This is a genomic window from Rhodospirillales bacterium (genome assembly GCA_016699855.1).
Lineage (GTDB): Bacteria > Pseudomonadota > Alphaproteobacteria > Reyranellales > Reyranellaceae.
The window spans coordinates 2,318,166-2,344,450 of sequence record CP064988.1; the positions used below are offsets into that span (position 1 = coordinate 2,318,166).

Sequence of the window (26,285 nt, forward strand, 5' to 3'; positions counted from 1 at the left end):
CGCTTTTTCGGACCCGCATGCGCCATGACCCCGTTCCGGAGGATATTCGGACGCCGACCCGTCCACCGCACCCGTGGCGCGCTCGTCCTCGCGCTGGCGGTGATCTTCGTCGCCGTGCCCGGGATCTGGCTGTGGACGTCGCGTCCCGCGCCGACACCGCCGCCGCCCGCGGTCGCGGCCGTGACGCCGACGCCGGCAGCACCGGCGGCCGCGTCGCCGCCGTCCACAGCGGGCACGTTGCCGTCTCCAACGCCGACATCGCCGACGCCGGCGGCGCCGGCGGCCGCGTCGCCGCCGTCCACAGCGGGCACGTTGCCGTCTCCAACGCCGCCATCGCCGACGCCGGCCGCCGCGGTGCCGCCGACGCCGGCGGCCGTCTCGAAGACGGAGATCCTGTGGGAGGACGAGGGCAAGCTTCTGGCCGGATCGCACCCGCTGTCATGGCGGCGTCTCACCAGGATCAAAGGCAACCGCTCCGGCCGGATCGAGATCGTCGACGAGGCCGGTGTCTGGAAGATCTCGGGTCGACAGGAGGGCGCCGCGGCCGAGACCGCCGGCGATTCGATCGCGATCGACGGCGTCGTGCTGTCGGTGACCGAGGGAACCGTTGTGATGCGCGGTGAGATCGTCTTCCGCCGCGCCAACGTCAACGGCGGGCAGGCGTGCAAAACCAGCGGCGACCTGCGTTTCTATCGCCGCCGGACGGATCCGTTCTGGCGGCTGGAAGGCGGCCAGAACCCGTGCAACGGCGAGCTCGAGGTCGTCGACATCCGGTTGCGGCCCGAGCAGGCGCCGACGCGGCCGGCGCGCAAACCGCAGGCGAAGCCACAGGCGCAATGAGCGCGCCACGCGGCCGGGCTTGCGCGCGGCGGCCGCGGCGCGGCACGGTGCGGAGACACCCGCACCGGAGACCAGCGCGATGACGTCAGCGCCCACGACACCACAGCTGAAGACCGCCGCCGATCTGCACGCCGACCAGGTGGCCTATTGGAGCGGCGATGGCGGCGCGACCTGGCTCAAGGGCGAAGCGCGTTACGAAGCCGCGCTGGCCCCGCTCGGCGCCCGCGCGCTGGCCGCCGCCGCCGTGGCCTCCGGCGAGAGGGTCCTCGATATCGGCTGCGGGCTCGGCGCGACGACGCGGGCGCTGGCGCGCGCGGCCGGCCCGTCGGGTTCGGCGCTCGGCGTCGATCTGTCGGCGCCGATGATGGCCGAGGCGGGGCGCCGCGCCGCGGCCGAAGGTCTCGCCAACGCGCGGTTCGAGGCCGGCGACGTCTCCAGGCGCGCGTTCGACGCCGGCGCCTTCGATCTCGTGTTCTCGCGCTTCGGCGTGATGTTCTTCGGCGACTCCACGGCGGCCTTCGCGCATATCCGCCACGCGCTGCGGCCGGGCGGACGCCTGACGTTCCTGTGCTGGCGCGCGTTCAAGGAGAACGGCTGGGCCTTCGTGCCGTTCGCCGCCGCCGGCGCGCTGCTGCCGCCGCTCCCGCGCCCCGGTCCCGACGAACCAGGCCCGTTCTCGTTCGCCGACCCGGCGCGGATCCGCCGCGTCCTCGACGGCGCCGGCTTCGCCGACATCGCGGTCGATGCGGTCGACGGCGCGGTCGATCTGTCGTCGGGGTCGCTCGACGACGCCGTCGCGCAAGCGCTGGAGATGGGCCCGGCGTCGCGCGCGCTGAAGGACGCGCCGGACGAGCTGCGGGCGCGCGCCACGGCCGCGATCCGCGCCGCGTTGGCGCCGCACGCGACGCCAGCGGGCGTGGCCCTGCCCGCGGCGTGCTGGCTGGTGACGGCGCGCAATCCGGGGTGACGACGCCGCCGGCGCGACGCGCCGTCGCGCGCCGTGCGAGGCCCTTGCGCCGGGGCGCGTTCTCTCCGCAGGATGCGCGCCTGACAAGATGGAGATTCCCGCCATGAAGCGCAGAACCGTCCTCGGCCTCGCGGCCGGCGCCGCCGGCTCGGCCGCCCTGCCCGCGTTCGCGCAGCAGGGCCCGATCAAGATCGGCGAGCTCAACAGCTACAAGGTCTTCCCCGCCTTCCTCGAGCCCTACAAGCGCGGCTGGGAGCTGGCGGTCGAGCAGGTCAACGCCGCCGGCGGCGTGCTCGGCCGCAAGATCGAGATCGTCTCGCGCGACGACGGCGGCACGCCGGCCGAGGCGGTGCGCGTCGCCGAGGAGCTTCTGAGCCGCGAGGGCGTCGCCTTCCTGATCGGCACCTTCCCGTCGAACGTCGGACTGGCGGTCGCCGATTTCGCCAAGCAGCGCAAGACGCTGTTCATCGCCGCCGAGCCGCTGACCGACAAGATCGTCTGGGACCAGGGCAACCGCTACACCTACCGCCTGCGCGCCTCGACCTACATGCAGACGGCGATGCTGATCCCCGACGCGGCCAAGCTGAAGAAGAAGCGCTGGGCGATCGTCTATCCGAACTACGAATACGGCCAGTCGGCGACGGCGGCGTTCAAGAAGCTGCTGTCGGCCAAGCAGCCCGGCGTCGAGTTCGTCATCGAGCAGGCCGCGCCGCTCGGCAAGATCGAGGCCGGCGCGGTGGCGCAGGCGCTGGCCGACGCCAAGCCCGACGCGATCTTCAGCTCTCTGTTCGGCGCGGACCTCGCGAAGTTCGTGCGCGAGGGAAGCTCGCGCGAGCTGTTCAAGGGCCGCGAGGTGTTCAACCTGCTGGCCGGCGAGCCCGAGTATCTCGATCCGCTGAAGGACGAGGCGCCGAAGGGCTGGTACGTCACCGGCTATCCGTGGAACGAGATCAAGACGCCGGAGCACAAGGCGTTCCTCGACGCCTATCAGGCGAAGTACAAGGACTACCCGCGGCTGGGTTCGATCGTGGGCTACGCCACGGTCCAGTCCGCCGTGGCCGCGATCCGCAAGGCCGGCGCGCTCGACCAGGAGAAGCTGGTCGACGGCATGAAGGGGCTGACCCACTCGACGCCGTTCGGCGACGTCACCTACCGCGCGCTCGACAACCAGTCGACCATGGGCGCGTACGTGGGCCGCATCGACGTCAAGGACGGCAAGGGCGTGATGGTCGACTGGCGCTACGTCGACGGCAAGGACGCCCTGCCGCCCGACGACGAGGTCCGCAAGCTGCGCCCGGCGGGGTGATGCCCGGTGTTCTTTCCCCTTTCCGCCTGATGGGCGGTGTCGAGGCGCCCCCTCACCTAGCCTCTCCCCCGATGGGGGAGAGGAATCTGATCGCGCCGTGCGCCTCCAACCTCTTCCTCCTTTCCGCCCACGGGCGAGCGGATTCGCACATCCTGCCGAGTCCGCCGTCCTCATGCTCCCTCCCCCCTTGTGGGGGAGGGCCGGGGTGGGGGGTGGTACCGCACCAAATCCGTTCCGTGACTCGCTTAGGTGACGCCGCTCGATCTCGATCATCGCGACCTGCAGCACCCCCCTCCCCACCCCTCCCCCACAAGGGGGGAGGGAGGTTTGAAAACCGCCTCGCATCAAGACGCGTGAATCCGCTAGGCCCCACCGTGGGAGAGGTCAGGTGAGGGGGGCGGCGGCGGCCGCGACTCCGCGGGGACGAGGACGAACGGCGGCGCGCCACACGCATGACGGCCGGACGTGACCTTCGCCTCGTTCATCGCGCAACTGCTCAACGGCTTCGCCGGCGCCTCGTCGCTGTTCATGGTGGCGGCCGGGCTGTCGCTGATCTTCGGCGTCACGCGCATCGTCAACTTCGCGCACGGCTCGCTCTACATGGTCGGGCTCTACGTCGCGTACTCGCTGCTCGAGGGCCTGACGACCAAGGTGTTCGCGTTCGGCGGCTTCGGACGCACGCCGCTGGGGTTCTGGGCGGCGGTCGCCGGCGCGGCGCTGGTCACCGGCGGCGTCGGCGCGCTGGTCGAGATGACGATCCTGCGCCGCATCTACCGCGCGCCGGAGTTGTTCCAGCTCCTCGCCACCTTCGCCGTCGTGCTCGTGGTCAAGGACGCCGCGCTCGGCATCTGGGGGGCGGAGGACCTCGTCGGACCGCGGGCGCCCGGTCTGAACGGCACCATCGACATCCTCGGCCGCCGCGTGCCGACCTACGATCTGGCGCTGATCGCGCTGGCGCCGCTGATCCTGCTGGGATTGTGGCTGGCGCTGACGCGCACGCGCTGGGGCGCGCTGGTGCGGGCCGCGACGCAGGACCGCGAGATGGTCGGCGCGCTCGGCGTCGACGAGCGCCGGCTGTTCACCGGCGTGTTCTTCATCGGCTCGGCGCTGGCGGGGCTCGGCGGCGCGCTTCAGCTGCCGCGCGAGCCGGCCAATCTCGGCCTCGATCTGGCGGTGATCGCCGACGCCTTCGTGGTCACCGTGGTCGGTGGGCTGGGCAGCGTGCCCGGCGCCTTCCTGGCCGCGATGCTGATCGGCGTGGTCAAGGCGTTCTGCATCGCCGCCGGCACGCAGACCTTCCTCGGCGTCGAGATCTCGTTCTCGAAGCTGACGCTGGTGGTCGAGTTCCTCGTGATGGCGGCGGTGCTGGTGGCGCGGCCCTACGGTCTGCTCGGCCGCGCGCCGGCCGCCGCGCGCGCCGTCGCCGAGGCCGCCGCGCAACCGGCGCCACCGGGCTGGAAAGCCTGGGCGCCGGCGCTGGCGGTGCTGGCGCTGGTGCCGCTGCTGGCCCCGGGCGACCGCTACCTGCTGGTGCTGCTGACCGACATCATCATCTTCGCGCTGTTCGCCGTCAGCCTGCACGTGATCATGGGACCGGCCGGCATGGTGTCGTTCGGCCACGCCGCGTATTTCGGCATCGGCGCCTACGCCGCCGCGCTGCTGCTCAAGCGCGCAGCCCTGCCGATGGAGATCGCGCTGCTGCTCGCGCCGCTGGCGTCGGGAGCGTTCGCGCTGCTGTTCGGCTGGTTCTGCGTGCGGCTGTCCGGCGTCTACCTCGCGATGCTGACCTTGGCGTTCGCGCAGATCGCGTGGTCGGTCATCTTCCAGTGGGACGCGTTCACCGGCGGCAGCAACGGGCTGACCGGCGTCTGGCCCTCGGGTTGGCTGTCCTCCAAGAGCGCCTACTACTGGCTGACCTTGGCGCTGTGCGCCGCCGGGATCGCGTTCCTGTGGCGGGCGCTGGTGTCGCCGTTCGGCTACGCGCTGCGCGCCGGACGCGACTCGCCGCTGCGCGCCGAGGCCATCGGCATCGACCTGCGGCGCCAGCAATGGTTCGCCTTCGCGCTGGTCGGCGCCTTCGCCGGCCTCGCCGGTGCGTTGTCGGCCTTCTCCAAGGGGAGCATCTCGCCGGAGGCCGCCGGCATCGCGCTGTCGACCGACGCGCTGGTCATGGTGCTGCTCGGCGGCGTCGAGACCGTGACCGGTCCGATCGCCGGCGCCGCGGTGTTCACCTGGCTGAAGGACGAGCTGGCGCGGCGCACCGAGTTCTGGCGCGCCATGCTCGGCTTCGTGATCCTGGCGCTGGTGCTCGCCTTCCCGCAGGGCGTCTCCGGCGGCGCGGCCCTGCTGTGGCGGCGCTGGCGCGAACGCGGAGCGGCGGCATGACGGCGGTGCGCTTCACTCCCAAATCGTTTCATACTCCCTCCCCCCTTGTGGGGGAGGGTCGGGGAGGGGGGTGCCGCACACGAAGTGCCTCGGCTGAACTCTTCCGTCCGTCCGTGCGTCTCAGACAGGGCACCCTGTGCGAAGGACCCCCTCCCGACCCCCCCCCAAGGGGGAGGGAAGAAAGCGCGGCGGTTATACGCCAGAGGGAGCGTCATGACCGCCACCCCCGTCCTCGACGTGCGTGGACTGTCGAAGGCGTTCGGCGGCGTGCGCGCGGTCGACGGCGTCGATTTCGCGGTGTCGGCCGGCGAGCTGCTGGCGCTGATCGGCCCCAACGGCGCGGGCAAATCGACCTGCTTCAACATGATCAACGGCCAGCTCCCGGCCGATTCCGGCAGCGCGCGCTTCCTCGGCCGCGACATCCTCGGGCTGCGGCCGCGCGACATCTGGCGGCTGGGCGTCGGTCGCACGTTCCAGATCACCGCCACCTTCGTGTCGATGACGGTGCGCGAGAACGTGCAGATGGCGCTGATCTCGCATCACGGCCGGACGCTGTCGCCGTTCGCGCGCGCCTCGGCGCTGCACGTCGCGGCGGCGGACGCGCTGCTCGAGCGCGTCGGCATGCGCGACCAGGGCGGCCGCGTCTGCGGCGTGCTGGCCTACGGCGACCTCAAGCGCGTCGAGCTGGCCGTCGCGCTGGCCAACGATCCCAAGCTGCTGCTGATGGACGAGCCGACCGCGGGCATGGCGCCGAAGGAGCGCGTCGAGCTGATGGCGCTGACGGCGCGGCTGGCCAAGGAGCGCGGAATCGCCGTGTTGTTCACCGAGCACGACATGGACGTCGTCTTCGCCCACGCCGACCGGGTCATCGTGCTCGACCACGGCCGGCTGATCGCCGAGGGCGCGCCGGCCGAGGTGCGCGCCGATCCCGGCGTGCGCGCCGTCTATCTCGGCACCGGCGCGACCTACGGGCACGGCGCGGTGGAGACGCCGGCATGCTGAGCGTCGCCGGCCTGCACGCCTACTACGGCCGCGCGCACATCCTCGCCGACATGGCGCTGGAGGCGCGCGCCGGCGAGGTGCTGGCGCTGCTGGGACGCAACGGCGCCGGCAAGTCGACGACGATGAAGGCGGTCATGGGCCTGGTGCCGCCGGCGCGCGGCGAGGTGCGGTTCGACGGCGCGCGCATCGACGGTCTGCAGCCGTTCCGCATCGCCCGGCTCGGGCTCGGCTTCGTGCCGGAGGACCGGCGCGTGTTCACCGACCTGTCGGTGATGGAGAACCTCGAGGTCGGCCGGCAGCCGCCGCGCGACGGCGCGCCATCGTGGACGCCGGACAAGCTGTTCGCGCTGTTCCCCAATCTCGGACGCATGCGCGACCGCCCCGGCGGACGCATGTCCGGCGGCGAGCAGCAGATGCTGACCATCGCGCGCACCTTGATGGGCAATCCGAAATGCGTGCTGCTCGACGAGCCGTCGGAGGGGCTGGCGCCGCTGATCGTCGAGCAGATGGCCGGCGCCATCCGGGCGCTGAAATCGGAGGGTCTGTGCGTGGTACTGTCGGAACAGAACCTGCATTTCTCGTCGCTGGTGGCCGACCGCGCCGTCATCGTCGAGAAGGGCCGCGCGCGGTTCGCCGGCACCATGGACGAGCTGCGCGCCGACCCGGCGGCGCGCGAACAGTACCTGAGCGTGTGAGGACGATGGGACGGCTCCGAACATCTCCCGCGGCGCGACGCGCCTCGAGCGCCGCCGTGCGCACACCGGCGATGGCGGCGCGTGGACGACGCGAAGCCCCCTCACCTGGCCTCTCCCGCGGTGGGGAAGAGGAACATGAGCGTGAGAGCGTGGATTCCGCCGCTCGCCTCCAGCCTCTTTCTCCTCTCCCTCATCGGGGGAGAGGTCGGGTGAGGAGGCGCCGGCCGCCGCTCCGCGCCTCCGCGGGAGACGGTGCTCCGCAGCGGCGGATCAGGGGCGTCTTCGACGCGTCCGCCGCGATGATGGACGCGCCATGACCGGCCCCACCTCCACCGTCGTCGGCATCGATGTCGGCGGCACCTTCACCGACCTGGTCGCCATGGATCCGGCGACGGGCAAGGTGTCGCTGGCCAAGGTGCCGACCACGACCGACAACCAGGCCTTCGGCTTCGTGGCCGCGCTCGACGCCGCGGGTCTCGACGTCGCGGCGCTGGCGTCGATCGTGCACGGCACCACGACGACGACCAACGCGTTGCTCGAGCGCAAGATCGCCCGCGTCGGCCTGATCACCACCCGGGGGTTCCGCGACGTGCTCGAGCTGGGGCGGCGCACCCGGCCCAACTCGTATGGATTGACCGGCTCGTTCGAGCCGTTGATCCCGCGCGAGTTGCGGCTGGAGGTGCCGGAGCGCATGGACGCCGAGGGCGGCGTGGTGACGCCGCTCGACGAGGACGCCGTGCGCGGCGCGGTCGCGACGCTCACGGACGCCGGCTGCGACGCGCTCGTCATCCACTTCCTGCACAGCTACATCAATCCGGCGCACGAGCGGCGCGCCGAGGAGATCGCGCGCGCGTCGTGGCCCAACGCCTACGTCACCGCCGGCCACCGCGTCGTCTCGGAGTACCGCGAGTACGAGCGCGGCACGACGGCCAGCGTCAACGCCGCCATCCAGCCGATCCTCGACCGCTACGTCGCACGCCTGCTCGGCGAGCTGTCCAGCCGCGGCTTCAGCCGCGAGCTGCTGGTGATGCAGGGCAATGGCGGCACGGTCGCGGCGCGCCTGGTCGCGGAGTCGGCGGTCAACACCGTGATGTCCGGGCCGGCGTCGGGCGTCATGGCCGCCGCCTACACCGGCCGCGCCTGCGGCCAGCCCAACCTGATCACCTACGACATGGGCGGCACGTCCACGGACGTCGGGCTTATCAAGGACGGCGTGCCGCAGGTGTCGAGCGAGCTCGACCTCGAGTACGGCATCCCGATCCACGTGCCGATGGTCGACGTGCACACCATCGGCGCCGGCGGCGGCTCGATCGCGCATGTCGATCCGTCGGGCATGCTGCGCGTCGGACCGCGCAGCGCCGGCGCCACGCCGGGGCCGATCTGCTACGGCCGCGGCGGCACGGCGCCGACCATCACCGACGCCAACCTGGCGCTGGGCCGGCTCGATCCGGCGCGGCTGCTGTCGGTCGCCGAGCCGGTGTCGCTCGACCACGTGCGCGCGCGCATCGAGGCCGAGGCCGGCCGGCCGCTCGGTCTCGGCTGGGCCGACGCGGCCGCCGCCATCCTGCGCATCGCCAACGACCGCATGGCCGGCGCCATCCGGCTGGTGTCGCTGGCGCGCGGCCACGATCCGCGCGACTTCGCGCTGTTCGCGTTCGGCGGCGCGGGTCCCCTTCACGCCGGCGCGCTGGCGCGCGAGCTCGGCATCCCCAAGGTGCTGATCCCGGCGCGGCCGGGCCTGACCAACGCGCTGGGCTGCGTCGTGGCCGATGTGCGCCACGATTTCGTGCGCACCGTGAACACGCCGCTGCCGGCGCTCGAGCCCGCGACCGTGCGCGCGATCCTGTCGGCGCAGATCGCCGAGGGCGAGGCGCTGCTGGGGCGCGAAGGCGTCGCGATCGAGGGCGTGACGCGGCTGCATTTCGCCGACATGCAGTTCCAGGGTCAGAGCCATATGCTGACCGTGCCGCTGCCGGAGATCGGCGTCGACGTCGAGGCGCTGCGCGCCGCCTTCGAGGCGGCCTACTGGACGCGCTTCGGGGTCGAGCTGCCCGAGATCCGCGCCGTGCTGGTGAACCTGCACACCGCCATCATCGGCCGCCGCCCGCGCGTCGACCTCGCGGCGCTGGCGGCCGGCGACAAGGCCGCCGATCTCGCGGGCGCGCTGGCCGGACGCCGCCCGGTGTGGTTCGCGCAAGGTGGATGGATCGACACGCCGGTCTATCTGCGCGACCGTCTGCCGGCCGATTCCCGCTTCGAAGGCCCGGCGATCGTGCAGCAGTTGGACTGCACCACCGTGGTCGAACCCGGCGACCGCGTCTCGGTCGACGCCATCGGCGATCTCGTGATGGAGGTGTCGTGATGCCCGATACGGCCGCCGTTCCCGTCCGCGTCGACGCCGGCGCGTTCGATCCCGTCACGCTCGCCGTGATCCAGAACGGCCTCAACCAGGTCTGCAACGAGATGGACCTCGCCTTCGTGCGCGCCGCCTTCTCGCCGGTGATCTCCGAGGGCATGGACCGCTCCGACGGCATCTACGACGCGGTCGACGGCTCGCTGATCGCGCAGGGCGAGCTGGGCCTGCCGGTGTTCGTCGGCACGATGCAGTTCTCCACGCAGGCGGTGATCGAGCGCGTGCGCACGCACTACGACGGCGCGGTCGAGCCCGGCGACGTGTTCATCGTCAACGATCCCTATCTCGGCGGCACGCATCTGATGGACGTGCGCTTCGTGAAGCCGTTTTTCTATCGAGGCGCGTTGTTCGCGTGGCTCGCGAACACCGGCCACTGGCCGGATATCGGCGGCATGGTGCCCGGCGGCTTCTCGGCCAGCGCGACGGAGGTGGAGCAGGAGGGCCTGCGCCTGCCGCCGATCAAGTTCTTCAAGAAGGGCGTGATGGACCGCGAGATCCTCGCGATCCTGATGAGCAACATGCGCATCGCCGACCAGCGCATCGGCGACATCAAGGCGCAGGCCGCCGCCCTCGACACCGGCGAACGCCGCCTGACGGAGCTGATCGACAGGTACGGCGCCGACACGGTGCGCGCCGCCATCGCCGAGCTGCGCGTGAGGGCCTCGCGCCAGATGCGCGCCCGCATCGCCACCATCCCCGACGGCGTCTACGAGGGACGCTCGACGGTCGATTCCGACGGCGTGGTCGACGAGCCGCTGACCATCCGCATGCGGATCGAGAAGCGCGGCGAGACGCTGAGATTCGACATGACCGGCTCGAGCCCGCCCTGCCGCGGGCCGATGAACAGCGTCATCGCCACGACCAAGTCGTCGATCTACCTGGCCATCAAGCACGTGTTCCCCGACGTGCCGATCAACGCCGGCACCTTCGAGCCGCTGGAGATCGTCGAGCCCGAGGGCACGTTCCTCTACGCGCGCTATCCGCGTCCGGTGTCGGGCTGCGCCGCCGAGGTCAGCCAGCGCATCGCCGAGGCGGTGTTCGCGGCGCTGACGCACGCCATCCCCGATCGGCTGTTCGCGGCGCCCGCCGGCACGTCGGGCAATCTCGGCATCGGCGGCTACGATCCCGCGCGCCAGCGGCCCTACGTGATGTACCTTTTCACCGGCGGCGGCTACGGCGGCTCGTTCGAGGGCGACGGGCTCAGCAACGGATGCTCCACCATCGGCATCTCCAAGATGCAGCCGGTCGAGGTGATGGAGCAGTACTACCCCATCCTGTTCGACGAGTTCGCGCTGGCCGAGGGCTCCGGCGGCGCCGGCAGGCACCGCGGCGGCATGGGCATCCGCTACGCCATCCGCATCCGCCGCGGCACGGCGCGGGTGTCGATGGTGATGGACCACGGCCGCGTCGGCCCGCAGGGCGCGCTGGGCGGCGGCGACGGCGGCGTCAACACGGTGCGCGTCGACCACGGCGGCGTCAGCTACGTGCCGCCGCATCTGTCGAAGGACCAGGACATCGAGGTCGGGCCGGGCGACGTCGTGCGCGTCAGCACGCCCGGCGGCGGCGGCTACGGCGACCCGCGCGAGCGGGACCCGGCGCTGATCGCGCGCGACCTGCGGCGGGGCTACTACACCCCGGCGCAGGCGGCGGCGCTGTTCGGCCCCGACGCGGCGCGGTAGTTCCGCCGTCCCCGCACCGACCTCCCGGGATACAGCAGGAGCCGCGCGGTGGCGTTCGCCGCGCGGTCATTTTCACGCCTCTCGCAAACTCGCCCGCCGGATTTGAAGGTCCCGTATTTCAAGCAACGGATCGATTTCGTGCGCACAGGGATCGCGCCGATTCGGGTTTTGTATATTGTATTTTGTATACAATATACAAAACGGCTGATTTAACGCCCGAATCCGGCCGGTCGACGCTGTTCCGTAAGGAAAATTCCGATCTCAGGGCGTGACGCGGCACCTTCGATTCGTCACGCTCAAGGGGGCCGCTTAACCTGCCGAACGATGAGGACACAACGTCAGCCCCGGCGCGCCGTTCGCGTCATCTTGCTCGGCGGCGGCTACGATGACGAGTACGAGCGCGAGCCGGCGCCGCTCGTGCGCGACCTGCGGCGGACGTACTACACCGAGGCGCGGATGGTGGCGCTGATCGGCGCCAGTACCCTCGCGCCAGAACCGACGGCTGAGGACCCTCAACGATGAACGACGTTCCGCCCGCCGACACCAAGCCTTCGAAGTTCTTCGGTGGATCGACGTTGCCGAATCCGGTGCACGTGCCCACGGATGTAAGAAAGTATCTCGCACAGGCGCACCATTGGAAGGTCGGCTTCTCGGCTTGCGAACTCGCGACCAGCTGGGTCGGCGCCGGCGACATTCCGACACCGGTACGGCAAGTGCTCGACAGCGCGCCGGAGTGGCAGGGCGCCGCATTCATCGAGGGCAATTTTGAGAAGCAGGTCGACCTGAGGACGCCCGGTCGTCCAAGCCAGACGGATCTCATGGTCACCATGCGCTTGGCTTCGGGAGCCGGAATCCTCGCAGTCGAAGGGAAGGTCGACGAGTCTTTCGGCCCCTTCGTGCGCGAATTGCCGGACACCACGGGCTACGGCGTTCGGACCGCCCATCTTCAACGCCTTCTTGGCGTCACGCCGACCGACGCTGGCGGACTGCGATATCAGCTCTTCCACCGGACCGCGTCGGCGCTGTTCGAGGCCGAGCGCTATGCGGCGAACCATGCGGTGATGCTGGTGCATTCGTTCAGCAAATCGGACTCGTCGTTGCCCGATTTCGTCACATTCGCGACCGCAATCGGAATGGTCGGCGCCGGAAAGGGCCGGCTGTCCGAACCCAGAATCTTCGCCGGAGCGCCGTCGGTGAGCTTGCGGATGGGGTGGGTCGCCCGATCGTCCGTCGGCGCGATCAGACGACATGAGCTGAGTCCGGAAGCCCGCAGTGGCATGGCGATAGCGACGGTGATCGGCGCGCCGCCGCACCCCGCTGTGGAACGCCGTCCTCGCCCACTGCCGCCATCCCGGACATCGCGAGGGATCCAGGAGCGTCGCCTGGATCCCTCGCTCCGCTCGGAATGACAGCGTTGGCGGCGGACTCCGCCGCCCTACGCCGCGCGCCTCAACCGCGCGAGGTTCTCGATCGTGGTGGCGCAGGCGACGGCGGCCTCGGCGCCCTTCACCGTGAAATGCTCGCGGAAGAAGGCGCGGTGCTCGTCGTGCTCGTGGAAGCGCTGCGGCGTCAGCACGGCCGAGATCATCGGCACCTCGGTCTCGATCTGCACGCGCATCAGCCCGTCGATCACCGCGTCGGCCACGAACTCGTGCCGGTAGATGCCGCCGTCGACCACGAAGCCCGACGACACGACCGCGGCGTAGCGGCCGGTCTTGGCCAGCATCTTGGCGTGCAGCGGGATCTCGAAGGCGCCGGGCACCTCGTAGAGGTCGATGGCGTCGGCGGCGTAGCCGCGTTCCGCCATGCCGGCGACGAACGAGTCGCGGCACCGGTCGACGATGTCCCGGTGCCAGCACGATTGCACGAACGCGATCCGCGGCCCGCCATCGGCGCCGCTTCCCTTGTCGTCGACTTGAGCGTTGTCCTGTATCCGCTGATTCATGGCCATCTCCATCGAGCCGTTGAATCAGGGCGCACGAGCCGACGAGACGACGCGATCCGCCCGCAAGCGGATCGACGCGCCGTCGTCCTCCCGTTCTCTTCCATCCGGACTGTGACCGTCGGCTCCGGTATTCGACCGGATCTGCTGACCCCGCCGACCGAGATCGACGGGCGCTCGCGGGCTCGCGCGCCGAGGCGCGCCTACCGCCGGTGGGGATTTCCGCCCCGCCCTGAGAACGCTTGCCGCGGAGGACATCCCCGCGACGTGGGAGTCGTAGCATCGGCATCGGCGGGACCTGCGGAATCTCTTGGCATGGCCGGCATGCGCGCGCGTAATCTGCGCGCCGACGGGATGATCGTATGTGATTGGAAAGCTAGGAGCGCGGCCGCGGCGGACGCCCCCTCACCTAGCCTCTCCCCCTCCGGGGGAGAGGAATATGAATGTCGGGACGCAGCGTCGACGCGCTCACGTTCCTCTCCCTCGATGGGGGAAGGGAGTATGAAAGTCGGGGAGCGACATGGAAGCCGCGTCCACGCGCTCATGTTCCTCTCCCTCGTCGGAGGAGAGGGGGAAGGAGGCCGCGGGCGCGCGGCAGGAGAGGCGTCCACGCGCTCATGTTCCTCTCCCCCGGAGGGGGAGAGGTTAGGTGAGGGGGAGTCGCGGTATCGACGGGACGGCCATCGTTCCGCGGGGAGGATCGACCATGCTTAGACGCACGCTTCTCGCGGCCGCGCCGGCGATCGTCGCCAGCCGCGCCGCCCCGGCGCAGACGCAGAAGCCGCTGCGCATGATCGTCGGCTTCGCGCCGGGTGGCGGCACCGACGCCGTCGTGCGCGTGGTCGGCCAGGAGATCACACGCGCCACGGGCCGTCAGGTGATCATCGAGAACCGGCCGGGCGCCGGCGGCAACATCGCCACGCGCGAGATCGTGCGCGCCGCGCCGGACGGCGACACGATCATGTTGAACTCGGCCGGCCCGCTGGCGATCAACCACCACGCGATGAAGGACGTGGGCTTCGACGCGCAGGCCGACATGACGCCGATCACCATGGCGGTGGAGTTCCCCAACGCCGTCGTCGTGCATCCCGGCGTCAAGGCCGGGACCTTGGCGGAGTACCTCGCGCTCGGCCGGCGGCCCGAGGGCATCACCTTCGGCAGCTCTGGCCAGGGCTCGGCCGGACACCTCGCGGGCGAGCTGCTGCGCGTGATGTCCGGCGTGAATCTGGTGCACGTCGCCTACCGGGGCGGCGGGCCGGCCATGAACGACCTCGTCGCCGGCCATGTGCCCTCGCTGTTCGCCAGCGCGCCGACCGCAACGGAGATGATCAAGTCCGGCCGCATCCGCGGGCTGGCCACCACCGGCGCCAAGCGCTCGCCCTTCCTGCCGGACGTGCCGACCGTGGCCGAACAGGGCTTCGCCGGCTACGACGCCGCCAACTGGTACGCCTTCGTCGGCCCGCGCGGCATGGATCCGGCCGTGGTCGCCCGTCTCGCCGCCACGCTGACGGCGGCGCTGACCGCCGGCGACGTGCGCGCGGCGCTGGAGCGGCAGGGCATGGAGGTCGCGACGACGACGCCGGCGGCGCTGGCCGCGCGCATCGCGCGCGAGAACGAGACCTGGGGCCGCGTCGTGCGCGCCGCCGGCATCCGCATCGAATAGCGCCGCCGCCCGCGCCAACACCACCACCAACGAACAGAGTTCCATATGCCCGACATCCGCGTCTCCAACGAGGGCGGCATCGTCCGTCTCGTCATCGACCACGTCGAGAAGCACAACGCCATGACGCTGGACATGTGGCGCCGGCTGGGCGACGCGCTGGAGGCGCTGACGCGCGACGACCGCGCCCGCGTGATCGTGGTGTCCGGCGCCGGCGACAAGGCGTTCTGCACCGGCAACGACATCTCGGAGTTCGGCCGCGTGCGCGACACGGCGGAGCGTATCGCCGTCTACAACGCCGCCACGCGGCGCGCCTGCGACCTGCTGAAGGACATCGAGAAGCCGACCATCGCCGCGATCCAGGGTTTCTGCATGGGCGGCGGGCTGGAGATCGCGTTGCTGTGCGACCTGCGCTACGCCAGCGCCGCCAGCCGCTTCGCGATCCCGGCGGCGAAGCTGGGGCTGCCCTACCGCTACGAGGATCTCGCCGCCGTGGCCGCCAGCGTCGGCGCCGCCCGCACACGGGAGATGCTCTACACCGGCCGCCAGTACGACGCGGCCGACGCGGCGCGGATCGGCCTCGTGCTCGACGTGGTCGCCGACCGCGCCGCGCTTGACCGGCATATCGACGACACGGCCGCGACCATCGCCGCCAACGCGCCGCTGACCCAGCGCGCCTGCAAGCTGATGCTCAAGCAGATCGCGCGGCGCGACGCGCCGCCGGACGTCGCCTACTGCCACCTTCTGGCCGACGAGGTCTACGCCAGCGCCGACTACGCCGAGGGCCGCCGGGCGCGCGACGAGAAGCGCAAGCCGGCGTTCACGGGACGCTGATCGGGATTCCGTGCCGTATTCTCCCTCTCCGCCGCGCAGCGGGGGAGAGGGCGGGGCCCATGCGAAGCATGGAACGCCGTATCGGTGAAGCCGATACGGCGGGGGTGAGGTGGTGTTCGTATCGGTAGCGATGTCGCTTGGGGAAGCGAAGTATGTCGATATCGAACCCCGGTGACTCCACGGCCGCCCACCTCACCCTTCCCGCGCTGCGCGCGGGCCCCTTCCCTCTCCCCCCGCAAGCGGGCGGAGAGGGAGAAAACACCGCGCCATCTGAAAGACGCACCCTCTCGGAACGCCCCCACCCGTGACAGCCGGCGCGGGATGTCGCAACATCGCGCCACCCCCCGACTCCCGCAGGAGGCCGCCATGGTGGCGCCCAGCAAATTCGCCCACGTCGTCTACAACACGCACCGCTACGAGGAGATGATCGACTGGTACCTCAAGGTGTTCGAGGCGCGGATCCAGCACCGCGACGACCGGCTGGCGTTCCTGACCTACGACGACGAGCACCACCGCTTCGCCTTCCTCAATCTCGGCCCGATGCCCCCGGGCGGGCTGCCGGCGCGGATCGGCAACGAGGTCGGCGTCAACCACCTCGCCTACACCTGGAACGGGCTCGGCGAGCTGGTGGGGACCTACAAGCGCCTGAAGGCGATGGGCGTGACGCCGTTCCGGCCGATCCGACACGGGCTGACGCTGTCGATGTACTACCGCGATCCCGACCACAACGGCCTGGAGTTCCAGATCGACCTGATGGACGCCGCGCTGGCCAACGACTTCATGGCCGGCGAGGCGTTCGCGGCCAATCCCGTGGGCGAGCCGTTCGATCCCGACGCGCTGGCGGCGCGCTACGAGTCCGGCCGGCCGGTCGACGATCTGATCTTCCGGTCGGACCAGCCGGAGAGCGCGGCGGCGACGCCGATCGCCGCCATGGACGCCACCACCAAGGCCCGGTTCGGCGCCAGCCCGAGCGGTCGCGCCTGAGATCGCGCGCCGGCGCGGCGGACATATGACGACGCCCGCGCTGGACGCCGCGGCGGGGCCGCTCGCCGGGCTGCGCGTGCTGGAGATCGGGCATTTCGTGGCGGCGCCGTTCTGCGCCCGGCTGCTGGCCGATCTCGGCGCCGACGTCATCAAGATCGAGCCGCCGGGCAAAGGCGATCCCGTGCGCGGCTGGGGCGGAAGCATCGACGACAAGTCGCTGTGGTGGTCGGTGCACGGGCGCAACAAGCGCTGCGTCACGCTCGATCTCAAGCACGCCCGCGCGCGCGACATCGTCCTCGGACTGGTCCGGCGATGCGACGCGGTGGTCGAGAATTTCCGGCCCGGACAACTGGCGCGGCTGGGCTTCTCCGACGACGCGCTGCGCGCGGTCAATCCCGGCCTGATGGTCGTCCACATCTCCGGCTTCGGGCAGGACGGCCCCTACCGCGACCGCGCCGCCTTCGGCGTGATCGGCGAGGCGATGGGCGGCATCCGCCATCTCACCGCCTATCCACCGGGCATGACCGATCTGCCGCCGGTGCGCACCGGGGTGTCGCTGGGCGACAGCGTGACGGCGATCTACGCGGCGTTCGGATTGATGGCGGCGCTGTGGCGGCGCGCGCGCGACGGCGGCGGCCCCGGCCGCTCGATCGACGCGGCGCTGACCGAGTCGGTGTTCAGCCTGCTGGAGGGCTGCCTGCCGGAGTACGGCGCGCTGGGCGTGGTGCGGCAGCCCACCGGTTCGACCTTGCCGACCAACGCGCCGTCCAACGCCTACCGCACCCGCGACGGCGCGTGGCTGCTGATCGCGGCCAACTCCGACCCGTTGTTCGCCAAGCTCGCGGCGCTGATGGACATGCCCGGCCTGGCCGGCCAGCCGCGGTTCCGCGACAACCCCGCGCGCTGCGCCAACGCCGCCGCGCTCGACGCGCTGATCGGCGGCTGGGTCGGCGGGCGCGACGCCGCCGATCTCGAGGCCGCGCTGGCCGCCGCCGACATCCCCGCCTCGCGCGTCTTCACCACCGCCGACTGCGCGGTCGATCCGCAGTTCCGCGCGCGCGGATTCGTGCGCGCGGTCGACGATCCCGCGTTCGGCCGCGCCATCCTGCATCCCGGGATCGTGCCGCGCTTCGACGGACCGGACGGCGGCGGCGCGATCCGCTGGCCCGGCCCGGCGGTTGGCGCGCACAACGAGGAGGTCTATCGTGGCCTGCTCGGTCTCGACGCGCCGGCGTTCGAGGCGTTGCGGCGGGAGAAGGCGATATGAGCGGCACCGATCGCGCCATCGAGATCGTCGAGGTGGCGCCGCGCGACGGCTTCCAGGCGGTCGGTCCGTTCATCGCCACCGCGCGCAAGGTGGCGCATATCGAGGCGCTGCTCGACGCCGGCATCCGCCGCATGGAGATCGGCTCGTTCGTGAGCCCGAAGGCGATCCCGCAGCTCGCCGACACGCGCGACGTGGTCGCCGCCGTCGGCGCGCGCGCGGGATGCCGGCTGTCGGTGCTGGTGCCCAATGAGAAGGGCGCGCGGCTGGCGGCCGACCGCGGCGTGCGCGAGATCGTCTGGGTGCTGTCGGCGTCCGAATCGCACAACCGCGAGAACGTGCGCCGCACCGTGGCGGAGTCGATCGAGGATTTCCGCCGCGCGGTCGACGCGCTGTCGGACCTGCCGCTGGCGTGGCGCTTCAACGTCGCCACCAGCTACGACTGCCCGTTCGAGGGCCGCACGCCGGCCGACGCCGTGTACGCGATCCTCGACCAGGTCGCGCGGCGCCTGCCGGCGGTCGAGATCGGCCTGTGCGATTCCACCGGCCGCGCCTTCCCCGACCAGGTCGGCGCGCTGTGCGCCGGCGCCATGGCGCGGTTCGGCGGGCCGGGCGTCGGCTGGGCGTTCCACGGCCACGACACCTACGGGCTGGGTGTCGCCAACGCGCTGGCGGCGTGGCAGGCGGGCGTGCGCGTGTTCGACTCCTCGGCCGCCGGACTGGGAGGTTGCCCGTTCGCGCCCGGCGCCACCGGCAACACCGCGACCGAGGATCTCGTCTTCGCGTTCGGCAACATGGGCGTGGCGACGGGCATCGATCTGGCCCGGCTGCTGCCGGCCTGCGACGACGTCGCCACGATCCCCGGCGCCGCCATCGGCGGCCACGTCCGCACCATCCCCCGCGCCCGCGTGCTGGCCGACAGGGTGGCGCGCTGACAGGCGACACGGCCTTCACCGCCATCCCGCGCGCCCGCGTGCTCGCCGACCGCGTCGCGCGATGACTCCTGAACCGCGCGAGCCGCGGCGCGCCGTCGTCCCGAGCGCAGCGCCATCCCGCGCACACCGTCATCCCACGCACACCGTCATCCCGCGCACACCGTCATCCCGAGCGTACTGTCATCCCGGGCGCGGCGAGGGATCCTTCGGCAGTTGAAAGATCCCTCGCCGCGCCCGGGATGACGGAGCGCGGAGCGTTCCTTCGTCGCCCCGAATCGCGCCGTGCCGACGCCCGACGGTCAGGGCTGGAACTTCGCCGGATCGACGCGGCGCAGGATCTCGGCGAGCGGACCCAGCCCGCCGGGCCAGCCGTCGCGCGCGAACGCGAAGTGGCCGCCGTCGCGGGTGCGGATCACGGCGGCGGTGCCCGGCTCGATCTCGAGATCCGCGCCAGCGGTGATCGGCGCGCGGCGCGTCGCGCGGCCATGGGGCAGCGAGCGGTCGAGCGCGGCGGCGAGATTGTCGGCGAAGCCGCCGGGGGTGACGATCGAGGCGGTGTGCAGGCAGACCGCGAAGGCGTGGTCGCGGCGCGCCTGGAACCAGTCGCCATAGCCGTGCAACGCGCTGTAGGGCGCGTCGAGCAGGATCAGTCCCACCGTCCGCTCGCGCACGACCGGCGCGCGCAGCAGATCGGCGCAGGGCCGCCAGCCGCCGCTATAGGCCGCGAGGATCAGCGGCGCGCGGCGCAGCGCCTCCAGCCCGGCGTTCCGCCCGCCCCGCGCGGCGGCCACCTTGACGGCGATCTCGTCGAGGAAGGCCGCGACATGCGCGGCGTCGTGGAACGCGGGGATGTCGTTGGCGGCGGCGTCGCGATGGCCTTGCGGCGCCACGAGCAGGCCGTTGAAGCCGCTGGCGTCGACCTGCTCGACCACGCGGTGGTCGTCGACGACGTGGAACGGCCCGGCGCCGTCGGCCTCCTTGGCGCGCGTGCGCGCCAGTGACGGCCGCGCATGGCCCTCGGCGGCGGCGCTCAACAGCGCGTTGAAGCCGTGCAGGAAGACGACGACGGCCGAAGGCTTCGCCGGATCGAACGCCGGCGGCGCGTGCAGCAGGACGCGGTCGTCTCCCGTCACGGTCGGCCGGCCGTCGTCGCCCGCCTCGAACGCGAACGCGCCGTGCGCGAAGCGCTCGATGCGCGGCCACGGCGCGCCGCGGACGAGCGGGCCCGTGAACACGGCCGGCGCGCGCGGCCGCGCCGGCGCCTTGCCGCGGTGCGCGCGCGGCCCGGCCCGCTTCGCGCCGGTTCTGGATCGCGCCGCCACCGCCGCCGCCTCAACCGCGCGCCGGACGCGGACGCGTCGCGGCGAGGATGGCGCGCACGGGCTCGCGCGGCGGGCCGTCGATCGGCATGCGGGCGTGCAGCTCGCTGGCGCCCAGCGGCACGAACGCCGCCGTGCCGGCGCCGATCGCGGCCGGCAGCGAGCGGCCGAAGGCGATCCGCCGCGCGCCGAGCCGCTCCATCAGGGCGGCGTTGCTGGCGGCCGTCGCCTCGGTGTAGAGGCTGACGAGGAAGCCGCGGTGGCGCGCGGCGGTGAACCAGGTGGTGAAACGGTCCTCGTCGTCGTAGAGCGCGTCGAGCAGCACCATGCCGACGAGGCGGCGGCCGACGCCGCCGCGCTCGGCGACCCACGCCGCCGGCTTGTAGCCGCCGCTGAACGCCACGACGACGACCTTGGCGGTGCGCATCGCGCCCTGCCAGCTGGCGCGCGCCGGGCCGGCCGGCGCCGCCGCGGCGGCCAGGCGGAGTCCCGCCTCGTCGATGAAGCGCGCGAAGGCGCCGGGACGCTGGAACTTGCCGGGCGTGGAGTCGGCGGCGTCGCGCGCGAACTGCGGCGCGAACAGCACGGCGTTGAGGCCGGAGGCGTCGATCTGGCGCGCCAGCTCGTACTCCGCCGCCGCCTTCTCGATCATCGTGCCGTGGCCGTGGAAGAACGCGACGATGGTCGCGGGACGCGACGGATCGAACGACGCGGGCGCGTGCAGGAACGCGCGCGGGTCGCGGTAGGCCTGGTCCTCCCACACGACCTCGCCGCCGCGCAGCGTGCGGCCCAGCCGGCGGCCGGGGCCCGCGACGTCGAAGAACGGCCGGCGCAGCTCCTCGTCGCGGCCGCGGTAGGGGAAGGGCGCGGAGTCGAGCGGGATGAAGCGCGTGACCGCGGCGGCCGCCGGACGCGCCGGGCTCCGGCGGGGCGGATCGGCCGCCGCGGCCGTCCCCGCCAGCGGCGCCGCCGCCAGGGCGCCGAGCAGACGCGCGACGCCGCGTCGACGCAGGGTCGGACGCGGCCCGCTCATCGTGCCGCGGCTACGCGGGCGCGGCGCCGCCGCGCAACGGCAGCAGCACGCGGTAGAAGGCGGGGATGGCGATCAGATAGGCGGCGCCGCCGACCGCGAGCACCGCCGGCAGGCCGAACGACGTGGCGACGATCGGCACCAGCGCGGCGCCGATCACCGAGAACGAGCCGTTGATGCCCCAGGCCCACAGGAACATGTGGTCCTTGCCGAGGCGTCCCAGCATCGTCATGCCGGTCGGCATCGGGAAGCCCATCAGGAAGGCCGGCGGGAAGATGATGGCGAGACAGGCGAGGATGCGCACGAAGTAGGGCAGCGTGCCGATCGCGTCGAGCAACGGATCGAGCAGGAAGCCGTAGCCGATCAGGATCGCGCCGATCGCCAGGAACACCTTGGGCATGAAGGTGCGGGCGCGGTCCATGAAGCGCTCGGAGTAGAAGCTGCCGAGGCCGGAGAACACCAGCATGCCGGTGATCAGCACCGAGGCCGACACCGTGGCGTTCGACAGCGCCAGCATGAAGTGGCTGATCATGCCGACCTCGACGATGATGTAGCCGAGGCCGAGGCACAGGAAGTAGACCATGGCGCCGAACTTGCCGGGGTAGCGGCTGAAGATCGTGCGCCAGCCGAACGCGACCGGGAACAGCACCAGCGCGACGGCGGCGACGGCGGCGATGCCGAGCGTCGCCCAGATCAGCAGGTAGCCCCACTCGTCCTGCACGACCTCGAGCCGCTCCGACACCCGCAGCAGGTCCTTCACCTTCACGTAGGCGGCGAAATAGGGCTGGTGGTTGGTCAGCTCGCGCGTGTCGAACACGTACTCGGCCGCGACCTTGTCCCAGCCGCCGTTGACGAGGTAGTGCCAGGCGATGCGGCTGATCGTGATCGCCGGCACCTTGGGCTTGTCGGGGTCGTCGGCGGTCGAGGGCGCGCCCGGGATCTCGAACTTCGACGTGAAGTCGCAGTAGCCCTTGGGCCCCGCCTTCGGCGTCGCCGGCGCGGCGGCCTTCGGCGCCGTCGGGTCCTTCGGGCCGGTCGGGTCGTCGCCCTGCTCGCCCTCGAAGAAGATGGCGTTGCAGTAGTCCTTCAGGGTCTCGGCCGTGTATTTCGGCTCGAACGGCATGCCGGGATGGTAGATGTCGTCGAACGACATCTCCTTGGTGTGCTTGCGCAGCGTCTCGATGTCGGCCGCGCCGAACCCGTCGCGCTTGTAGAGCACGGTCACGGTCGAGAGGTAGCTCGACGCCACGTAGAACCGGTCGGCGATCTTCGCGCCGTCGATGTCGCGCGCCGCGGCGGCCATCGTGGCGTAGAGCTTGAGCACCGATTTCGGCGGCTCCTCCTTGTTCCAGAGGGTGACCGCCAGCACGCCGCCGGGCTTGAGCGCGCGCATGTAGCCGCGCATCGCCTCGCGCGTGTAGCCGAACTTCTCGACGATCGAGAAGCCGCCGGGCGCCGACAGGCCGGCCGAATCGGCCAGCGCCAGGTCGATCACGTCGTAGCGGTTCTTGGTGTAGGCGAGGTAGAGCCGGCCGTCGTAGTCGATGACCTCGACGCGCTTGTCGTTGAGGATGTCGCCGGTGAACGCGCGCAGGCCGGCGTCGGTGCGGAACGCGTCGAGCACCATCGGATTGCCCTCTGCGACCGTCACCTTGCGCGACCCCGCGCGCAGCGCCACGGTGGTCGACAGCCCGCCGCCGAACTGGGTGACGAAGGTCTCGGGATCCTTCTTCAGCACGTAGGGGTAGTACATCGACAGGTAGCGGAAATACGCGGTCTGCCAGTCCGGCAGCTGCTTGATGATGCCGCTCGGGCCCTCGCTGTCGATGTACATGCCGAGATACGACTTCTCCGGCATCTCCTTCAGGTTGAAGGCGGCGTTGTCGCTGAGGCCGGGCGCGAAGTGGAGGTAGGAGCTGGCGTAGACCTCCATGTAGCCGAACGGCGTCGCGCGCTCGTAGACGCGCTGGTTGTCCGGGAACTTTCGCGCGTAGGACACGCCCTTGTAGTCGGACACCGCGAGCTTGGAGATGCCCAGCGCCGGCGGCAGCGCGTAGTGCGCGCCGATCGACAGCGCCGCCACGACCAGCGTCTCGACGATTCCGCGGCGGTCGAACACGGCGTGGAACCAGAGCACGGCGCCGGCCGCCCACAGCAGCAGCGGCGCCACGATCAGGTTCTCGGGCACGAACACGTACATCGCCAGCAGGAACATCAGGCCGCAGGCGCCGGAACCCGCGAGATCGGCGAAATAGACGCGGTTGAAGGTCTTCTGCGCCTTGAGGAACACGACGCCGAGGTAGAAGGCGCCGCACAGGAACGGCAGGAAGTAGAGGATGAAATTGGCGAACAACCGCCACTTCTGGGCCGGGTCCGAGATCAGGAAGATGGCGTTGAACGGCACCTGCTGGGCGACCAGGTTCGAGCCGACCATCATCGGCCCGAACAGCAGCAGCGCCGCCTTCACCGTGCCGCGCCAGTGCCGCTCGAACCAGCCCTTGCCGATGCACATGACGGCGCTGGTCAGGCCGAAGCCGAACATCGCGAGGCTGACGACCAGCGAGCCGAAATGCGCCCAGCTGCCGACCGAGAAGATCCGCATGACGCAGATCTGCAGGGCGATCACCGCGCCGGCGACCAGCGCCACCGAGAGGTAGAACGACAGCGACGGGTTGGCGTCGAAATCGACGTCCGGCAGCGCGCCGGCGGCGGTCCTGGTGGCCATGTGCGGAGGGGTCCGGTGTTGGTTCGTCGGCGGGTCTGACGCCCGCCTGGGGAGGGGATCGCGCGCGCGACCCGGCGAAACGACGAAGGCCCCCGCGACGGTCGCGCCGCGCGGGGGCCTCCGGTTCGGGCCGGGCCGAAGGCCTCAGCGGTTGTGGCTGCCCTTGATCTCGCCGTCGACCAGCTTGGTGAAGGGCACGAACGGCACGATCTTGCCGCCGTAGATGTCCTCGCGGGTGACGCTGATCGAGCCGTCGGCGGCCTGCGTCTTGACGATCTTCAGCACGCGCTGGGCGCCCGGCGGTCCGACCGGGATCACCATGATGCCGCCGGGCTTGAGCTGGTTGAGCAGCGGCGGCGGCACGTGGTCGATGCCGCAGGTGACGATGATCTTGTCGAACGGCCCGGCCTCGGCCCAGCCGTAGTAGCCGTCGGCCTGCTTGGTGTGGATGCCCTTGAACTCCTCGTAGCCCGCCACGATGGCCTTGTCGTAGAGGCCGCGGGTGCGGGTCGCGAGCGGGGCGATGATCTCGATCGTGTAGACCTTGTCGGTCAGCTGCGCGAGGAACGCCGCCTGCGTGCCCGATCCGGTGCCGATCTCCAGCACCTTCTCGCCGCGCTTGACGTCGATCACGTCGGTCATGCGGCTCTGCAGATGCGGGCCCGACATCGTCACGCCGTAGCCGATGTCGAGGAAGGCGTGCTCGTAGCCGCGGTTGGCGATCGCCGGCGACACCGAGGCGAACACCTCGCGCGGCGTCAGCAGGAACGCGCGCTTGGTCTTGTCGGACCACAGGTCCTTGTTGCGCACGACCTGGACGAAACGGTCCCAGCGCATGCCGAGCCACTTGTCGGACTCGCCGCGGTTGGCCTTCATCCACGCGATGTAGTTCTCGCGGCTGTCCATCGGCGGGGACTTGTCGACCCCGATCGGCTTGAACTGGGCGAGAGCCGGAAGAGCGCTGGCGGTGAGGAAGAGGGCCGTCACCCCGGCCAAAGCAGCGCGCCACATAGGCGAGCCTCCGTTTCAACGGGTTGTTGTAACCGTCCGGAATTTAACACAATTACTTGTGCCATATTCCCGAATCCGATTGGCGCCTCTTGTATGCCAGCCGTCCCCGCCGCGCCAGAGCCAACTGCGCCGCCGCGATGAATTTTTCGCGCGCAAACGCCGGGCAGGTCCGCGGTCGGCGCGATTGTGGCGGCGCGACGCCATCGATAGGGTCCGCCGCCGTCAACGACCGCCCTTCCGGAGCGCCCCCGCCATGATCCGTCAGCCTCGAATCCCCCGCCGCGCCGTGCTCGCCGCCGCCGCCCTCCCGGCCCTCGCGGCACCCTCGATCGGGCGCGCGCAAGCCGCTTGGAAGCCGACGCAGTCCGTGCGCATCGTCGTCCCTGCGGCGCCGGGCGGCGGCACCGACATCCTCGCGCGCCTCATCGGCGCCCATCTGCAGCAGGCGTGGGGCGTGTCCGTCGTCATCGACAACAAATCCGGCGCCGGCGGCGTGGTCGGCACGATGGAGGTGCTGCGCGCCAATCCCGACGGGCACACCATCCTCATGGGCAACATCGGCCCGCAGTCGATCGCCTACTCGCTGTACCGCAACCTGCCGTACAAGATCGAAGGGCTGGTTCCGGTCAGCAACGTGCTGGCGACGCCGAACGTGCTGGTGGTGCATCCCTCGGTGCCGGCCACGACGGTTCCCGAGTTCGTCGCTTGGCTGCGCAAGCAGGATGGCAAGGTCTCCTACGCCTCGTCCGGCACCGGCCAGTCGCCGCACCTCTCCGGCGCCTGGTTCCTCCAGCTCGTCGGCGCCAAGGCGACGCACGTGCCCTACCGGGGCGCCGCGCCGGCGCTGGCCGACCTCGTCGCCGGTCAGACGCAGTATTTCTTCGACAACCTGACCACGGCGATCGAGTTCGTGCGCGCCGGCAAGCTGCGCGCGCTGGGCATCACCTCCGCGCGCCGCAATCCGATGGTGCCCGAGCTGCAGCCGATCCGCGAGACGATGCCGGAACTGGCGCCGTTCGACGTCTCGGCCTGGTTCGGCATGTTCTACGCCGCCGGCGTGCCGAAGGCGGCCGTCGATTCGCTCAACGCCGAGATCAAGGTCTGGATCGAGCAGGACGCGACGAAGAAGCGCTTCGAGCAGATGGCCGGCTATCCGGCCTGGTCGCCGCCCGCCGAGTTCGCGGCCTTCGTCAACGCGCAGATCGCGCAGTGGAAGGGCGTGATCCAGAAGGAAGGCCTCCAGCTCGACGTGAACTGAGGCCGCGGCCCGCCGGCCACGCCGCGCCGGCGGACG

21 protein-coding genes and 1 riboswitch are annotated in these 26,285 nt (G+C 71.3%); of the genes, 16 read left to right on the top strand and 5 right to left on the bottom strand.

Annotated elements, in window-relative coordinates; translation table 11 throughout:
• Window positions 1-24: 24 nt before the first annotated feature.
• From IPK81_10870 to IPK81_10915, 10 genes are all read left to right on the top strand, one after another.
• The gene (locus tag IPK81_10870) at window positions 25-840 is read left to right on the top strand and encodes a hypothetical protein (protein ID QQS14607.1); all 816 of its coding nucleotides are present in this window, start codon (window positions 25-27) and stop codon (window positions 838-840) included.
• 79 nt (window positions 841-919) lie between these two features.
• Window positions 920-1,807, top strand: a complete 888-nt coding sequence (locus IPK81_10875; protein ID QQS14608.1) for a class I SAM-dependent methyltransferase — start codon at window positions 920-922, stop codon at window positions 1,805-1,807.
• An 88-nt stretch (window positions 1,808-1,895) separates the two neighbouring features.
• Window positions 1,896-3,113, top strand: a complete 1,218-nt coding sequence (locus IPK81_10880; GenBank protein ID QQS14609.1) for an ABC transporter substrate-binding protein — start codon at window positions 1,896-1,898, stop codon at window positions 3,111-3,113.
• Between the two features lie 465 nt (window positions 3,114-3,578).
• The gene (locus IPK81_10885; protein QQS14610.1) at window positions 3,579-5,498 is read left to right on the top strand and encodes an ABC transporter permease; all 1,920 of its coding nucleotides are present in this window, start codon (window positions 3,579-3,581) and stop codon (window positions 5,496-5,498) included.
• Window positions 5,499-5,711: 213 nt separating this feature from the next.
• A complete protein-coding gene (locus IPK81_10890) occupies window positions 5,712-6,500 on the top strand; it encodes an ABC transporter ATP-binding protein (GenBank protein QQS14611.1) in 789 nt (262 codons plus the stop codon).
• Entirely contained in the window at window positions 6,494-7,195 is a 702-nt protein-coding gene (locus IPK81_10895; protein QQS14612.1) for an ABC transporter ATP-binding protein, read from the top strand. Before IPK81_10890 ends, IPK81_10895 begins: the two co-directional genes overlap by 7 nt.
• Window positions 7,196-7,508: 313 nt before the next feature.
• Window positions 7,509-9,557 (top strand): hydantoinase/oxoprolinase family protein, encoded by a 2,049-nt coding sequence (locus IPK81_10900; GenBank protein ID QQS14613.1) that lies wholly within the window; start codon window positions 7,509-7,511, stop codon window positions 9,555-9,557.
• The gene (locus IPK81_10905) at window positions 9,557-11,287 is read left to right on the top strand and encodes a hydantoinase B/oxoprolinase family protein (GenBank protein ID QQS14614.1); all 1,731 of its coding nucleotides are present in this window, start codon (window positions 9,557-9,559) and stop codon (window positions 11,285-11,287) included. The genes IPK81_10900 and IPK81_10905 overlap by 1 nt, the downstream gene beginning before the upstream one ends.
• Window positions 11,288-11,653: 366 nt before the next feature.
• Window positions 11,654-11,809 carry a hypothetical protein gene (locus tag IPK81_10910; protein ID QQS14615.1) on the top strand — a complete coding sequence of 52 codons (156 nt, stop codon included), beginning with the start codon at window positions 11,654-11,656 and terminating at the stop codon, window positions 11,807-11,809.
• On the top strand, window positions 11,806-12,696 hold the full coding sequence (locus IPK81_10915) for a hypothetical protein (GenBank protein ID QQS14616.1): 891 nt from the start codon (window positions 11,806-11,808) through the stop codon (window positions 12,694-12,696). The genes IPK81_10910 and IPK81_10915 overlap by 4 nt, the downstream gene beginning before the upstream one ends.
• A 26-nt stretch (window positions 12,697-12,722) precedes the next feature.
• Here IPK81_10915 and IPK81_10920 read toward each other — a convergent pair whose 3' ends face one another.
• Window positions 12,723-13,232, bottom strand: a complete 510-nt coding sequence (locus IPK81_10920) for a 6,7-dimethyl-8-ribityllumazine synthase (GenBank protein ID QQS14617.1) — start codon at window positions 13,230-13,232, stop codon at window positions 12,723-12,725.
• A gap of 88 nt (window positions 13,233-13,320) precedes the next feature.
• Window positions 13,321-13,473, bottom strand: a riboswitch (FMN riboswitch).
• Window positions 13,474-13,935: 462 nt separating this feature from the next.
• On the opposite strand from IPK81_10920, the gene IPK81_10925 reads away from it, so the two are divergent.
• From IPK81_10925 to IPK81_10945, 5 genes are all read left to right on the top strand, one after another.
• Entirely contained in the window at window positions 13,936-14,892 is a 957-nt protein-coding gene (locus IPK81_10925; protein ID QQS14618.1) for a tripartite tricarboxylate transporter substrate binding protein, read from the top strand.
• A 45-nt stretch (window positions 14,893-14,937) separates the two neighbouring features.
• Window positions 14,938-15,723 (top strand): enoyl-CoA hydratase/isomerase family protein, encoded by a 786-nt coding sequence (locus IPK81_10930; protein ID QQS14619.1) that lies wholly within the window; start codon window positions 14,938-14,940, stop codon window positions 15,721-15,723.
• A gap of 366 nt (window positions 15,724-16,089) precedes the next feature.
• On the top strand, window positions 16,090-16,707 hold the full coding sequence (locus IPK81_10935; protein QQS14620.1) for a VOC family protein: 618 nt from the start codon (window positions 16,090-16,092) through the stop codon (window positions 16,705-16,707).
• 25 nt (window positions 16,708-16,732) lie between these two features.
• Window positions 16,733-17,974 (top strand): CoA transferase, encoded by a 1,242-nt coding sequence (locus IPK81_10940; protein ID QQS14621.1) that lies wholly within the window; start codon window positions 16,733-16,735, stop codon window positions 17,972-17,974.
• Window positions 17,971-18,906, top strand: coding sequence for a hydroxymethylglutaryl-CoA lyase (locus IPK81_10945; protein QQS14622.1), 936 nt, complete (start codon window positions 17,971-17,973; stop codon window positions 18,904-18,906). The genes IPK81_10940 and IPK81_10945 overlap by 4 nt, the downstream gene beginning before the upstream one ends.
• Window positions 18,907-19,205: 299 nt before the next feature.
• On the opposite strand, the gene IPK81_10950 is transcribed toward IPK81_10945, so the two are convergent.
• From IPK81_10950 to IPK81_10965, 4 genes are all read right to left on the bottom strand, one after another.
• The gene (locus IPK81_10950; protein ID QQS14623.1) at window positions 19,206-20,141 is read right to left on the bottom strand and encodes a hypothetical protein; all 936 of its coding nucleotides are present in this window, start codon (window positions 20,139-20,141) and stop codon (window positions 19,206-19,208) included.
• Between the two features lie 97 nt (window positions 20,142-20,238).
• Window positions 20,239-21,258 (bottom strand): hypothetical protein, encoded by a 1,020-nt coding sequence (locus IPK81_10955; GenBank protein QQS14624.1) that lies wholly within the window; start codon window positions 21,256-21,258, stop codon window positions 20,239-20,241.
• Window positions 21,259-21,268: 10 nt separating this feature from the next.
• A complete protein-coding gene (locus IPK81_10960) occupies window positions 21,269-23,980 on the bottom strand; it encodes a hypothetical protein (GenBank protein ID QQS14625.1) in 2,712 nt (903 codons plus the stop codon).
• Between the two features lie 144 nt (window positions 23,981-24,124).
• The gene (locus IPK81_10965) at window positions 24,125-24,856 is read right to left on the bottom strand and encodes a protein-L-isoaspartate O-methyltransferase (protein QQS15056.1); all 732 of its coding nucleotides are present in this window, start codon (window positions 24,854-24,856) and stop codon (window positions 24,125-24,127) included.
• A 388-nt stretch (window positions 24,857-25,244) separates the two neighbouring features.
• Between IPK81_10965 and IPK81_10970 the strand changes: the two genes are divergently transcribed.
• Window positions 25,245-26,249: a tripartite tricarboxylate transporter substrate binding protein gene (locus tag IPK81_10970; GenBank protein QQS14626.1), complete on the top strand. Its 1,005-nt coding sequence runs from the start codon at window positions 25,245-25,247 to the stop codon at window positions 26,247-26,249.
• The last annotated feature ends 36 nt before the right edge of the window (window positions 26,250-26,285 follow it).

Excerpts from the sequence above, each read along its gene's own strand:
- IPK81_10870 (QQS14607.1), top strand. The coding sequence starts at position 25 with ATGACCCCGTTCCGGAGGATATTCGGACGCCGACCCGTCCACCGCACC.
- IPK81_10875 (QQS14608.1), top strand. The coding sequence starts at position 920 with ATGACGTCAGCGCCCACGACACCACAGCTGAAGACCGCCGCCGATCTG.
- IPK81_10880 (QQS14609.1), top strand. The coding sequence starts at position 1,896 with ATGGAGATTCCCGCCATGAAGCGCAGAACCGTCCTCGGCCTCGCGGCC.
- IPK81_10890 (QQS14611.1), top strand. The coding sequence starts at position 5,712 with ATGACCGCCACCCCCGTCCTCGACGTGCGTGGACTGTCGAAGGCGTTC.
- IPK81_10895 (QQS14612.1), top strand. The coding sequence starts at position 6,494 with ATGCTGAGCGTCGCCGGCCTGCACGCCTACTACGGCCGCGCGCACATC.
- IPK81_10900 (QQS14613.1), top strand. The coding sequence starts at position 7,509 with ATGACCGGCCCCACCTCCACCGTCGTCGGCATCGATGTCGGCGGCACC.
- IPK81_10905 (QQS14614.1), top strand. The coding sequence starts at position 9,557 with ATGCCCGATACGGCCGCCGTTCCCGTCCGCGTCGACGCCGGCGCGTTC.
- IPK81_10915 (QQS14616.1), top strand. The coding sequence starts at position 11,806 with ATGAACGACGTTCCGCCCGCCGACACCAAGCCTTCGAAGTTCTTCGGT.
- IPK81_10920 (QQS14617.1), bottom strand. The coding sequence starts at position 13,232 with ATGAATCAGCGGATACAGGACAACGCTCAAGTCGACGACAAGGGAAGC.
- IPK81_10925 (QQS14618.1), top strand. The coding sequence starts at position 13,936 with ATGCTTAGACGCACGCTTCTCGCGGCCGCGCCGGCGATCGTCGCCAGC.
- IPK81_10930 (QQS14619.1), top strand. The coding sequence starts at position 14,938 with ATGCCCGACATCCGCGTCTCCAACGAGGGCGGCATCGTCCGTCTCGTC.
- IPK81_10935 (QQS14620.1), top strand. The coding sequence starts at position 16,090 with ATGGTGGCGCCCAGCAAATTCGCCCACGTCGTCTACAACACGCACCGC.
- IPK81_10940 (QQS14621.1), top strand. The coding sequence starts at position 16,733 with ATGACGACGCCCGCGCTGGACGCCGCGGCGGGGCCGCTCGCCGGGCTG.
- IPK81_10945 (QQS14622.1), top strand. The coding sequence starts at position 17,971 with ATGAGCGGCACCGATCGCGCCATCGAGATCGTCGAGGTGGCGCCGCGC.
- IPK81_10955 (QQS14624.1), bottom strand. The coding sequence starts at position 21,258 with ATGAGCGGGCCGCGTCCGACCCTGCGTCGACGCGGCGTCGCGCGTCTG.
- IPK81_10960 (QQS14625.1), bottom strand. The coding sequence starts at position 23,980 with ATGGCCACCAGGACCGCCGCCGGCGCGCTGCCGGACGTCGATTTCGAC.
- IPK81_10965 (QQS15056.1), bottom strand. The coding sequence starts at position 24,856 with ATGAAGGCCAACCGCGGCGAGTCCGACAAGTGGCTCGGCATGCGCTGG.
- IPK81_10970 (QQS14626.1), top strand. The coding sequence starts at position 25,245 with ATGATCCGTCAGCCTCGAATCCCCCGCCGCGCCGTGCTCGCCGCCGCC.